The sequence below is a fragment of the Saccharolobus shibatae B12 genome (assembly GCF_019175345.1).
In the GTDB taxonomy this organism is placed as follows: domain Archaea; phylum Thermoproteota; class Thermoprotei_A; order Sulfolobales; family Sulfolobaceae; genus Saccharolobus; species Saccharolobus shibatae.
The window spans coordinates 980,199-992,107 of sequence record NZ_CP077717.1; the positions used below are offsets into that span (position 1 = coordinate 980,199).

General features: G+C 33.8%; 16 protein-coding genes. 8 read left to right on the forward strand and 8 right to left on the reverse strand.

Annotated elements, in window-relative coordinates; translation table 11 throughout:
• Positions 1–27 precede the first annotated feature (27 nt).
• Positions 28–1,563, forward strand: coding sequence for a phosphoenolpyruvate carboxylase (gene ppcA / locus J5U23_RS05425; protein ID WP_218259801.1), 1,536 nt, complete (start codon positions 28–30; stop codon positions 1,561–1,563).
• Positions 1,560–2,369 (forward strand): ATPase, encoded by an 810-nt coding sequence (locus tag J5U23_RS05430; protein ID WP_218267202.1) that lies wholly within the window; start codon positions 1,560–1,562, stop codon positions 2,367–2,369. Before ppcA ends, J5U23_RS05430 begins: the two co-directional genes overlap by 4 nt.
• Here the strand turns inward: J5U23_RS05430 and J5U23_RS05435 are convergent.
• Together J5U23_RS05435 and J5U23_RS05440 are read right to left on the reverse strand one after the other, a co-directional pair.
• Positions 2,359–3,027 carry a DUF1641 domain-containing protein gene (locus J5U23_RS05435; protein WP_218267204.1) on the reverse strand — a complete coding sequence of 223 codons (669 nt, stop codon included), beginning with the start codon at positions 3,025–3,027 and terminating at the stop codon, positions 2,359–2,361. The two genes, J5U23_RS05430 and J5U23_RS05435, sit on opposite strands and share 11 nt — an antisense overlap.
• A gap of 6 nt (positions 3,028–3,033) precedes the next feature.
• Complete coding sequence (locus tag J5U23_RS05440) at positions 3,034–4,278, reverse strand: NAD(P)/FAD-dependent oxidoreductase (RefSeq protein WP_218267206.1); 1,245 nt, start codon at positions 4,276–4,278, stop codon at positions 3,034–3,036.
• 133 nt (positions 4,279–4,411) lie between these two features.
• Here J5U23_RS05440 and J5U23_RS05445 point away from each other — a divergent pair, with 133 nt between their 5' ends.
• The gene (locus tag J5U23_RS05445; RefSeq protein WP_218267207.1) at positions 4,412–5,005 is read left to right on the forward strand and encodes an alpha/beta fold hydrolase; all 594 of its coding nucleotides are present in this window, start codon (positions 4,412–4,414) and stop codon (positions 5,003–5,005) included.
• Positions 5,002–5,643: a DUF2250 domain-containing protein gene (locus J5U23_RS05450; protein WP_218267208.1), complete on the forward strand. Its 642-nt coding sequence runs from the start codon at positions 5,002–5,004 to the stop codon at positions 5,641–5,643. The genes J5U23_RS05445 and J5U23_RS05450 overlap by 4 nt, the downstream gene beginning before the upstream one ends.
• Here the strand turns inward: J5U23_RS05450 and meaB are convergent.
• Positions 5,632–6,579 (reverse strand): methylmalonyl Co-A mutase-associated GTPase MeaB, encoded by a 948-nt coding sequence (gene meaB, locus J5U23_RS05455; RefSeq protein ID WP_218267210.1) that lies wholly within the window; start codon positions 6,577–6,579, stop codon positions 5,632–5,634. The genes J5U23_RS05450 and meaB overlap by 12 nt on opposite strands.
• Positions 6,569–6,994, reverse strand: a complete 426-nt coding sequence (locus J5U23_RS05460; RefSeq protein ID WP_218259808.1) for a cobalamin B12-binding domain-containing protein — start codon at positions 6,992–6,994, stop codon at positions 6,569–6,571. Before J5U23_RS05460 ends, meaB begins: the two co-directional genes overlap by 11 nt.
• A gap of 111 nt (positions 6,995–7,105) precedes the next feature.
• Between J5U23_RS05460 and J5U23_RS05465 the strand changes: the two genes are divergently transcribed.
• Positions 7,106–7,393, forward strand: a complete 288-nt coding sequence (locus J5U23_RS05465) for a hypothetical protein (protein ID WP_218259809.1) — start codon at positions 7,106–7,108, stop codon at positions 7,391–7,393.
• On the opposite strand, the gene J5U23_RS05470 is transcribed toward J5U23_RS05465, so the two are convergent.
• On the reverse strand, positions 7,380–7,787 hold the full coding sequence (locus J5U23_RS05470) for a winged helix-turn-helix domain-containing protein (RefSeq protein ID WP_218267212.1): 408 nt from the start codon (positions 7,785–7,787) through the stop codon (positions 7,380–7,382). The two genes, J5U23_RS05465 and J5U23_RS05470, sit on opposite strands and share 14 nt — an antisense overlap.
• A 208-nt stretch (positions 7,788–7,995) precedes the next feature.
• Between J5U23_RS05470 and J5U23_RS05475 the strand changes: the two genes are divergently transcribed.
• A complete protein-coding gene (locus tag J5U23_RS05475) occupies positions 7,996–8,535 on the forward strand; it encodes a hypothetical protein (protein ID WP_218267216.1) in 540 nt (179 codons plus the stop codon).
• 83 nt (positions 8,536–8,618) lie between these two features.
• Here J5U23_RS05475 and J5U23_RS05480 read toward each other — a convergent pair whose 3' ends face one another.
• Complete coding sequence (locus tag J5U23_RS05480) at positions 8,619–9,095, reverse strand: hypothetical protein (protein ID WP_218259812.1); 477 nt, start codon at positions 9,093–9,095, stop codon at positions 8,619–8,621.
• An 89-nt stretch (positions 9,096–9,184) separates the two neighbouring features.
• Here J5U23_RS05480 and J5U23_RS05485 point away from each other — a divergent pair, with 89 nt between their 5' ends.
• Positions 9,185–9,490: a hypothetical protein gene (locus J5U23_RS05485; protein WP_218259813.1), complete on the forward strand. Its 306-nt coding sequence runs from the start codon at positions 9,185–9,187 to the stop codon at positions 9,488–9,490.
• Here the strand turns inward: J5U23_RS05485 and J5U23_RS05490 are convergent.
• Together J5U23_RS05490 and J5U23_RS05495 are read right to left on the reverse strand one after the other, a co-directional pair.
• Complete coding sequence (locus J5U23_RS05490) at positions 9,473–10,354, reverse strand: sulfite exporter TauE/SafE family protein (RefSeq protein WP_218267217.1); 882 nt, start codon at positions 10,352–10,354, stop codon at positions 9,473–9,475. The two genes, J5U23_RS05485 and J5U23_RS05490, sit on opposite strands and share 18 nt — an antisense overlap.
• A gap of 204 nt (positions 10,355–10,558) precedes the next feature.
• The gene (locus tag J5U23_RS05495) at positions 10,559–10,957 is read right to left on the reverse strand and encodes a metal-dependent transcriptional regulator (RefSeq protein ID WP_218259816.1); all 399 of its coding nucleotides are present in this window, start codon (positions 10,955–10,957) and stop codon (positions 10,559–10,561) included.
• 55 nt (positions 10,958–11,012) lie between these two features.
• Here J5U23_RS05495 and J5U23_RS05500 point away from each other — a divergent pair, with 55 nt between their 5' ends.
• Positions 11,013–11,882 (forward strand): dihydrodipicolinate synthase family protein, encoded by an 870-nt coding sequence (locus tag J5U23_RS05500; RefSeq protein ID WP_218267218.1) that lies wholly within the window; start codon positions 11,013–11,015, stop codon positions 11,880–11,882.
• Positions 11,883–11,909: the final 27 nt, after the last annotated feature.

An 11,909-nucleotide genomic window follows, 5' to 3' on the forward strand; every position in this document is an offset into this window, starting at 1 on the left:
ACTTCTTACTCATAGTCAGTTAGTAAAATGAGAATCATACCGCGCACTATGTCAACACAACATCCCGATAATGCGAAAGTACCAGAGTGGGCAAAAAGCGAAGTTATCGAAGGAGAAGATGAAGTTAAAGAAGCCTTCCTAGCTTATAGTATGTATGGAGTTCATGAGGTAATGTGGGATGCTGAGGGAAAAGATGTAGATACTCATGTGGTAAGAAAGCTATTGTCAAATTATTCAGATTACTTTAGAGAACATATTTTAGGTAAAGATCTGTTTCTAACTTATAGGTTACCTAACCCAAAGGTGGAAGGTGCTGATAGAAAAGTATTTGCCGAAACCATGGAGAGTATTCCAATAACTTATGATTTGGCAGAGAAATTTTACGGTAATGGGATTACGGTGCCAGTTTTTGAAGTAATTTTACCAATGACAACTAGTAATTTAGAGATAATAAGTGTGGCTAGGTATTACGAAAAAGCAGTTGCAAATGAAGATGAACTAGAACTTTACGATGGTGTAAAAGTAAAGGATTTAGTTGGAGAAATATATCCTAAAGTAATAGAAGTTATACCACTAGTCGAAGATAGGGACTCTCTTCAAAATATTGACAATATAGTGGAGGGGTATTATAAGGTAATTAAACCTAAGTATATGAGAGTCTTTTTAGCCAGGTCGGATCCAGCAATGAATTATGGAATGATAACAGCAGTTCTATCAGTAAAGATTGCCTTAAGCGAATTATACAAACTTTCAGAATCGTTAAACTTTGAAATATATCCAATAATTGGTGTTGGTTCGCTTCCATTTAGAGGTCATTTATCTCCTGAAAACTATGAAAAAACATTGGAAGAGTATAAGGGAGTTTATACATATACGATTCAATCAGCGTTTAAGTATGACTATGAGTATGACAAAGTAAAAAATGCTATTTCTTCAATAAATAACTCAAGGATTAGCCCAGCTAAAATATTGGAAAAATACGAGGAGGATGTTCTAAGAAAGATAACGATCTTATATACTGAACGTTACCAGCCAATTATAGAAAGTCTTGCAAACGCTATAAATGACGTCTCCGTGCTACTTCCTAGAAGAAGAGCCAGAAAACTTCATATTGGCCTTTTTGGATATTCTAGAAGCGCAGGCAAGGTTAGCTTACCTAGGGCAATTTCTTTCGTGGGTTCACTATATTCAATAGGAATACCACCAGAACTAATAGGAATTTCGTCTTTAAGCAATTTAGATGAGAAAGAATGGGATATATTCAAACAGAATTACGTTAATTTTAAACATGATCTACAAACTGCTGCTAGATTCTTTAATTGGGAGTCGTTCGAATTAATTAAGGATATATGGAAAATTAGTGAGGATACTATAGCAAAGATCAAGGAAGATATCGATTACGCTGAGAGCGTGATAGGCATAAAATTAGGCGGCATAGATTACGATAGTAGAAAACACATCCTAATGTCTTCGCTATTTTTACTATCATTTAAAGAGAAAATCCTTCAAGAATCTAAGAAGTATTTATATGAGATGGCATTAATTAGAAAATCCTTGGGATGAGAATACTAGTAAACGGTCTACTACCACTGGATTCGGGTAAGACAACATTTTCGTTATCCATAATTCGACTATTTAATCAAGTAGGAATCAGATTGTTTCCATTCAAGCCAATTGCTGGGCATAATGCTTGGTATAGCTTTAACACTCTCATAAGGAGTGAAGAGTTAGGAATATTGGTTGGGAATGATGCTTTAAAGTATTATGATGAAACAAAATATGATATTAGGAGAATTAATCCATTTGCTGTTCTTTTCGTTCCTATAGATTTGGAAAAGGTAAGCTACAACGTATCTCTATATAATATGATAATGGAGTATGGATTTCCATATTTAATAAGGTTAAGCGACTGCATTAATGGTATAGATCAGTATTTTGTAAACAGTAGTGCAGATATATATGTGCCGAAATCAATGCTGAAATTTACTAGAAACCTAGCCCTAAAATTTAATGCAAAATCATATGATAAAATGAGAGAGATAATAGACGCTTCTCCACAACTAGTAGACAATTGTACTATAGATGTATTTAGAAACTATGAAAACGTGATAATAGAGTCCTATAATGACTCGGCTTCTCCTACTTATAATTCGGCTGACGTAGATTACGTGTTTACAGTGTCCCCAACAAAAGCGTTTCTCATAAAAGGTGAGGAATTTAAGAAGGCCTTATCGTTATTTTCAATCCCGCCATGGAATGTTAGAGTCTCCACTCTTATAAAGTATCTAAAAATAGGGAAAAGTTTTGAAATAGATGTAGGAGAAAGAGTAGCTAAAGACGAGATTCTAGATATATTACTCAAGTCTTAGAGTTTTTCTCTGCCTCAAAGGCTAATCCCTTGTCGGGTACGTACAATTTTCCAATGTGTTTTAGTACAGATGCAGCTACTCCCAGTCCTCTTTGAATATCCGGATCCTTTAATAACTTGTAAATTTCCCAAATACTGGTTATGGGTTTTACATTTTCGGTTTTTAAGGCTTCTCCAGTTGCAGAAACCAATAAAGTATAATATTTGAAGTTAGTTAGATCTATTCTTGACAGATCATTAGTAATCTCATCCCAATGGTTGATTAGGCTTAATGTGAAATCGTTTATTAGAGCATTTATTATCTTTCCTAAGCTTTCTTCATCTTCTAATAGTCCAATTATGGGGTCTAAAATTCCTTTGCTCCTAACTTTATCTATAAGATTTATTAAGAACTGTATATTGTATATATTGTCATCATTAATAAATAACTTAGTGGTCTTTATGACTTTATCCCAATTCGCTAATAATTCTAAAACGTCATCGCTAGTAAGTGATCCTATTATCTTTCCTATTGTGTTTTCATCTTCTAATATTCCTTTAATTACGTCAAGTATGCCAAGTCTATCAGTAGTGTTTATTATGTCTAGGATTTTGTTAAGACTGTTAAGTTTTTCATCTTTCAGTAAATTGTCTAAAGCATACAATTCTCCATTAGTCACATTAATTCACCAGCTCGCTAGGAACTTTTCTAACGCCATATCTCCTTTAGTCCAAATGAAATACTTATGGAATAATTCCTTCTTCATATGATTTATCGGTGAAGGAGCAGCTATTGAAGTAGTTCCTCCATACCATGTATCATCTTTTACAGCTACTCCAAATCCTTCAAAGGGATTATCAGCAACACATATTATAGTAGGATAATATTGATCAACTTTTACTTGTACTCCTAATCTCGTAGCTAAATGTTGTGCTGCAACATTTCCAGTCTTTACTGCTAAATAACCTAATTTAGGTACTGTAAGGGAATTTGCATCACCTACTGCGTAAACGTTATCGTACTTTATTGAGACCATATTGAGATCTGTTGGAACAAATCCACCATCATCAATTAAGTCTGGTGTAGAGTTCTTTAAGGCTGGATTCCCAGTATACGGTGGAATTAATATGGTTAGGTCAGCTTCAATTGTCTTTCCGGCCTCATCTACTATCTCATTCTCTCTAATTTCTTTTATCCTAAAGTTGTCAACTAGTTCAATCCCCATTTGCTTATACATTTCTCTAACTATCTTTCTTGACATTGTAGATAGATCTGACAAATATTCACCGGGTGAGAATACGACAAACTTTACCTTATTTAGCATTCCTTTCTTCTTAAAGTATCCTGATAACATTAATGACATTTCGAATATTGGTCCTTCACAAGCTGCATCTGCAACTGGTACATAATTCTCTGGGACTTTAGGCTTTGGACTCTTGCCCTGATAAAATAACCCAGATCCTATTGCAATTGTTCCACCTTTAAAATCCTTTAATTTTTCTCTCAATTTCAGAGCATAATCCAGTTCACAAACGCTATAACCATACTTATCCCATCCCTTAACGAGTTCGGTACCTAGATGTGCTCCCAGAGCTATAATTAGATAGTCATAGTCTTCTTCTGCCTTGTTCCCATCTGGTTTAGTGTAATATACAAGACCACCGCTAGCATCTATTTTCTCTACTGTACCTTGCTGAAAGTTCATTCTTTTTTCGGGTAGTGCTTTAGTTAGATCTACCTTTACGTCATCCTCGTCAATAACTCCAGTAGCTACATGAGGTAGTGCTGGTCTAAAGTAAGAAAATCTTGTATTGTTAATTACTTTGATTTCGGCTTTGTTTCCGGCTAATCTTTTTAGAGTATATGCAGCACTTAAGCCACCGAACCTAGCTCCTAAAACAAGTACCTTTGTCATACATATCAATTTCATTAATTTAATTTAAAGTTTATAAAGGTTTGTTTCTATAAACTTTATTGTCTCCCTTTTTCTAAAGTTATCATTAAGTATTTCATTCTGTTAAAAATGTAAAAAAGCTTATAACTTTTTGAACCAGTAATTATTCATGCAACAGTTAATAGATAAGTTCTTAGAGGTAAAAGGACGTAAAATACATTACATTGAGAGTGGAGACGGTTCTCCAGTTCTTTTATTTCACGGTGCGAGGTTCAACGCAAGAACGTGGGTAGAGACTAATACAGTTGACTCAATTTCGAGTATAGGGTACAAGGCAATTTCGGTGGACTTTCCGGGATTTGGATCTTCTGAAAAGATTGAAGGCATTAGTCTCTCAGAGTTCATAAATCTCTTCATGAATTCTCTAGGTATCAATAAGGCAATATTGCTGGGTGCCTCGATGGGTGGGAAGGCAGTATTAGAATTTAGTCTTAAATATACTGAATCTGTTTCTGGGCTAGTACTAGTAGGTGCTGTGGGTGTAGAGGGGTTTGAGGTCCAATTATCAAAACTAAATAAGATTCCCTTACTATTAATTTGGGGTTCTCGTGATACTATTTCTCCTAAAAGAAATTATGAGTTAATATTAGATAAAGTCAAAAATGTGAAACTAGAAATTGTAGGTAAAAATCACGCTTGTTATTTAGATGATCCAAACACGTTTAATGAAAAAATTGTTAATTTTCTCAAGGGGATGAAATGAGTGATAAAGAGGAATTAAGCGCTAAACTTAGGATAATATTGAGAGATATAAGATATCTTACTATTCTAAAACACTTGAAAATTGCTAATGTAGACTATGGTAAGTCGATAATGCTAAACACCAAGATTCCATTGGCTGAGATAGTTGAGATATTGGATGACCTTGAAAAATTAGGTTTAATAGAGAGAGTTCACGGTGCAACCCTAAAGAATACTGAAGCCAAATTTAAGCTTAGTTCTGAGGTACACAAGCATCATACGTATTATAAACTCACCAGAGAAGGAGATCATCTATTAAGGCATTTAGAAGATAGAATGTTAATCGATGCCTATATGGATATCGTCAAGAATGATAATCTAGCGTTAAATATTCTTAGACTAGCAGATGAACTTAACGCAGATCATGCCCTAACGTATGCAAAATTGACTCATAAGAGGCTAGAAGAGATTACACCAAAGATTGAGGAGTTAGCTAAGATGGGATTATTAGAAGAAAAGAATTCGAAAATAATTAAATTTGCCGATAGAAAAGCCAAGCCGAAAAAGGAAACAAGGACTCACCATAAATATTACGGTCTGTCAAGGATTGGAGAATTGGTAGTTAGGGAGATGAAAAGAAGGGGGATTTTACCTAAGTAATTCTTTTACATTATGTATGACTTTTGGGATAGCTTCTGTAATATCTTCATTTATAATTGTGTTGTAGTTCTTTTTAACTATTTCACTTATTATTTCATCTATTTTTCTTCTCGCTATTAACTCAACTATTTTAGCTCTTCTGTCTATTATTCTCTTTTTAAATAACTCTTTTTGTTTCAAATAATTAAGATGATCCTCTATTTTGTTCACTAATTCACTAATTCCCTCATTTTTTATTGCTACAGCCTTAACGATAAGTGGTTTCCATCCATCTCTGTAGGAAATCTCGGAGCTATCTATGGCGAATTTTAGTGTATTAAATGCCAATTCAGCATCTGGTCTATCAGCCTTATTTAAAACGTATATATCACCAATTTCCATTATTCCAGCCTTTAACGCTTGTATATCATCTCCCGCACCAGGTATTGTTACTACTAGAATTGTGTGGACACTCTGCTCTACTTCCGTATCTGTTTGTCCAGCTCCAACGGTCTCTATTATTATTTTATCATATCCTAATCCATCTAGAGCTTCAGTAAGCATTAGTGCCTCTGCTGAAATCCCACCAAGATATCCTCTAGATCCTATACTTCTTACGAAAACGTTCTTGAGCATTGTCTTATCTTGAAACCTTAACCTATTTCCCATAAAGGAACCCATAGTGTATGGGCTAGATGGATCTATTACTATCACTCCGACTCGATGTCCTCTAGATACGTACTCCTGGATCAGTCCTCCTATTAGGGTGCTCTTCCCTGCCCCAGGGATTCCAGTTATGCCAATCACATGTGCATTCCCTGATCTCTTCGAGAGAGCTCCTAATGCGCTTATTCCTTCATCGGTCATATACTCAATCTTTGTTAATAATCTGGCTATTGCTAACTCATTTCCATTTAAGGCTTCTTCTATTAATTTTGGTAAATTGTTATTCAACATCTATACCTCTTTTTTGCCTTGCTACTTTTTTAACCTTCTCTACTATTTCTTTAAGACTACTTCCAGGTAGAAATACTTCATCCACTCCCATATCTTTCAATTTTTTAATATCCTCTGGAGGAATTACTCCTCCCACTATTAGTCCTACATCATTTAACCCATTTTGCCTCATTATCTCTATTACTTTTGGTATTAACTCCAAATGAGCTCCACTTAATATACTAATTCCTATGACATCTGCGTCCTCTTGTAATGCAGCTTTTACTATCTGTTCTGGAGTTTGTCTTAATCCAGTATATACTACCTCCATTCCCGCATCTTTTAGCGCCCTTGCAACCACTTTTGCTCCTCTATCGTGGCCATCTAAACCTAATTTTGCTACGATCACCTTAATTCTTTTTGTCGTAATCATCATTATTACTAATACTTAAAACGTTTAAACTTTTTGCTTGTTGTTTTGTCAAACCTAGAGGTCGATAAATATGGGTAAAAGTTTAATAATGTCAGCTTGTTAATCATTCATCATATGTTTAAGATGTGGTATCTTCATATCTCTATTGCAATAATTGCACTGATTCTATCCAGCCTAGTAGTGTTGGAATTTGTAAGGATGAGAAAAGAATTTAGAGGGAAGTTAACTACAGTTTTAGTATTACTTGGTAGCTTCTTAATTGCTCAATTTGGATCCTTTCTCCTAGACTTCATTATATGGTCTAATGATAAGAATCCTATCTATATTTATCCATCTTTGATAACTGTTTCTCTCTCCTTTATTACTATACTTTTATTCTATTATTACATTACAAAGATTTGAGCTTTTTATATTTTCTAGTTACATCGTAAACTGAAATCACGGTTATTATGAAAACTACTACTAACGAAAATATATCAGCTGAAAATGGATGACTTATAATAAGATATATTAGAATTACAAGTGAGGAGACTAGAAAAGAAGTAAGAAAGATCGATCTCGGGACAATTGCACTTCTAAACCTTACGTAATCTTCTAATATCACTTTAGTAACTATATATCCCTCATCAACTTCCTTAACGAGGCCATCTTCAATTAGTTTCTTAATGTGATAACTTACGATGGATGGAGAACTTAAATTAAGATCCTTTTGTATTTTCCTAATTCCAACCGGTCTTTTCTGCCTAAGAAGGTAGATGTATATTTTCCTAGCAGTCCCTGTCAACTCCTCTTCCATTAACTACTTATAGTTTAACGTTACAAATAAGGTTTTCTATCTAAAAAATCTAGTTTCTCCTCATTCTAAATGTATTCTTCAGTTTATTCAAATAAAGAAATTGAAAGTTCTCATAACTTGATAAGTTCTAGGAAAGCTTACTAGAGTAGGGAATGTTCTTATCTTTTTTAATAATATTATAGTTGTAGCGAATAGATATATATACCATGTGAATATCGTAGTTATTGTGAAACAGTACTTAATGATTATCGCTGGCGTATTGGTCAGCTTAGCTATTGCGTCTTTAGTAGTTTATGTCTCTCATATGTTTATAACATATAGTATAAAAAAGCCTAACATTGTTGAACGACAATCTGGCTATGCCCCACAAATGTATGAGTTAACTGTCAATGCAAGACCAGCAAATGGGAGTTATATAAACTCCTACCTTATTTATTCCCCTCTCCAATCTTCTTTGGTAATTAACAAGGATCCAGTATTCCATGTTTATCCAAGTATAATTGATTTGAATTCATTCAATAACTCAGCTATAATAACTATTTATTACTCAGCTCACGATAGAGTGAACATAGCTGTAACCCAGCAAATTTTTAATGTTAGTGTGATTAATACAACAGTTATTGATGATCAAATTGTAGCTACTCAAGTAGAAATTACATTCTTTAACGCATCTCCGAATACGATCTATTTGATTCCAATATGGAATCAGTATAATGTTACGTACTATGTTCTAATATATTATGAGTAGGTCAGTCTATCGACCCTTCTTCACTAGTCTAGACGATGTAGGCATCATCATGTGCCCCGTTCGGCTGAGAGCCTTCACTCGTTTTATAACTTCTCGTCGGGCCCAGATAGAGAACGGGGCCTTCTCAATCTTTTATATAGTCTATACAAGAATATAACAATTACTATCTGACCTATATCCAGTTGTAATGTGGTAGCATGATTATAACCTATTTCAATAAGAAAAGGTAGTATTTGTATTTGTGGCCTCCATACATACCATATGAGGTAATAATTAAGATAATTTAAAAATGCAAAACTTATAGCAGATGCGTCAATGATCACATTGTAATAATCGTTTTTATAACTTGAAACTAATAAAATAGATATTATAAACATAATCAGTGCTATAAATGCAGAAAATGATACTCCTACTGGAATTGTGAGATTATATGTTACTCCACTACTTGCCCTATATACAAGTGGTTCATCTATTGGAACTAAGGGAGCCATGGAAAGTAGTATAATTGTTAATATTATTGATCCCACTAATACCCAAACATAATACTCAGAATCTTTCATAAGCGATAATGGGTATATAATAAATTATAACTTTATTCCTCAGCATTAAGCGTATCTATATAAAATCCTTTAGCAAGTTATTTCATGTAATGTCTACTACAAAAAAATTCTATGAACTTCAAGATTTAATTTTAGCTAAGGTGTCTTTAGAAAAGGTGAAATTACATATTGAAGAGAGAAAGGATAGAACCATATTCAAATGGGTTAGGAAGGAACTAACGGGGTTCTTCAGAAAATTTTCTAATATGGAAAGTTTTAGAGATTTGGTAAATAATATCAATAAGGGTTTAGAGGAGGAAAATTATGAGTTAATACTTGAAAACGTAAAAAGATCATTGGATATTATATCGGATGAAATTGAAAAATATTATCAAGATTTACAGAAAATGCAATAGATCTACTACTCCTACTCTATTTACGTACATAGTATATATAGCAACAAGAATAATAATTATTGCAAATAACTTTCTTAAAGTTTGTCTTGGCATTCTCGATGCAATCGTGGAGCCAGCATATCCACCTGCTACTCCTCCTACTAAGTATAATAGGCTTATTAATATATCAACATACCCATACACCGCGTATGTAATGGCTGCTGCAACGCCAAATGTACCTACTGCAATAAGTGATGTACCTACAGCCCTAAGCATATCTAACCCAGTACTAAATAGCAAACCTGGGACTACTAGAAACCCTCCTCCTATCCCGAAATAGCCTGATGCGAATCCTACTAGAAATCCCGCTGGGATCACTTTATCTATTTTTATCCTTTCACGCAGAGTTAGTTTATGAGAGTTATTGCTTAATATACTTTGATTAGGATTGCATTTAGATTTCCACATTCTGATTGCCACCGCTATCATTAGAAAGCCGAAGAGAAATAGTATTAGTGCACCTGACATTAAATGACTTAAATAAGCCCCTATTATATCCCCTATTATCCCTGGAATTGTGAATATTATTCCCTCTGATACCCTAACGTTTCCTCTCTTGAAGTGCATATAGGAATTAATATATGCATTAATACCAACAGCAAGTGCAGTAGTTCCTAAAGTAAGATGTGTTATGTAATTGTATTCTGGCGTCCCTGGTGCAATTCCATTTGCTAGCCCAACAAAATACAATAGAAGCGGAATTGCAAGGATTGAACCTCCTCCCCCAATAAGACCAAGACTGAATCCTACTAATATTCCAGAAATAATAGAGAGTACGTATTGCAATGGTGTCACGGTTATTTGAAATGATGGGTCTTGAAACATAATAACTTAATCTAGTTTTAACTTTAAAAAGTTTATGATTATGTAAAACTTTGTTAGTACTTTTAAAGCAAACATAGTTAAATTTGTTAAGGTTTATTTGGAATGAATGATTTTTAACTCTATATTTATGCGTAAGTCACAAATAGCTAACTTGATGTGTTGAGTTTAATGTTTATTATTAAATTCTTGTTTAAATTTACGAAATCAGAGTGGGATCTCCAATCCGTGTGGACAGTAAGATGGCCTTCCCAAGTAATTATATAATTTATCAATGATTTCTTCAGGGACAAGATAGTCAAACTGTTTGGAATATTCACAAGCTGTTTGCTTATCTATTCCAATATTAACTAGTAGTATCTCTATAACTCTATGAGCCTTTATTAGGTAATTTATACTTCTTGTTCCATTATTGGTAATCCATACTCCATCTTCTTTCTTTTCTACTAAACCTTTCTCTTCTAAATGGGATACTTCCTCAAAAACGCTTGATGGGGCTATTTTTAGATCTTTCGCAATCCTATTTATCTTGGCCCCCTCCCCATCGTCATTATACCTCTTTATGGTAAGCAAGTATGAGAATTCTCTTCGTGATAAGTTAGACATCTGTGAAACAACTCTCAATAAAAATAAATAAAGTTTTGTTTTAAATCATATAGTCGTGAAAGACAATATTTCCGCTCTTATTACACCCTTTGATGATAAAGAGAATATAAATGTCGAAGCATTACAGCAATTGTTGGATTTTTTAACTAGAAATGGGATTAAGGACTTTTGGGTTCTTGGAACTAGTGGAGAGTTTAATATGCTTTCTCAAGATGAGAGAATATTAATCGTCAGTAAAATACGTGAAATTATAAAAGGCAAAATATACGCTGGTATTAATGAGAATTCACTCAAAAATAGTCTAATATTGGCTAAAAAATACTATGATATTGGTGTTGATTATATTTTTTCAGTCCCACCTATTTATCATAAACCTTCAGAAAAAGGGTTAGTAACCTATTTCAACGAGTTACGTAACACGATAGATTTACCATTGTTCTTGTACAACATACCCTCATTTACTGGGTATAATGTTCCTCTTCGTATAGTTGAGAAACTAGCGGAAGAGGAAGTATTAGATGGTATGAAATACTCAACCACAGATTTCGTCTCTTTCCTAAAGTATTTAAAGGGATTAAAAAGTGTAAATAAGAACTTTAAGGTATTCATTGGAGAGGATAGGATGATCCTTTCTGCTCTTATCTATGACGCAGATGGTGCAGTTTCTGGGATCTCTAATTTAGTTCCAGAATTGGTTACTAATTTATACTTGGAATTTGATAGAGGTAATATTCAAAAGGCTATAGAGATTCAAAGAATGGTGAATAAATTAGTAGATGTAGTAAGCTTAGGCGATTATCCAAGCGGGATTAAGATAGGTTTAAGGTATAGGGGGATTAACGTCGGCAGTGTTAGGAAACCGTTAATGGAGGACAGTAGGGCTGAAGGGGAAATATATAATGTACTAAAAGAAATAGGTATATAGGGATGATGAAGGTCGATGGGAAATACT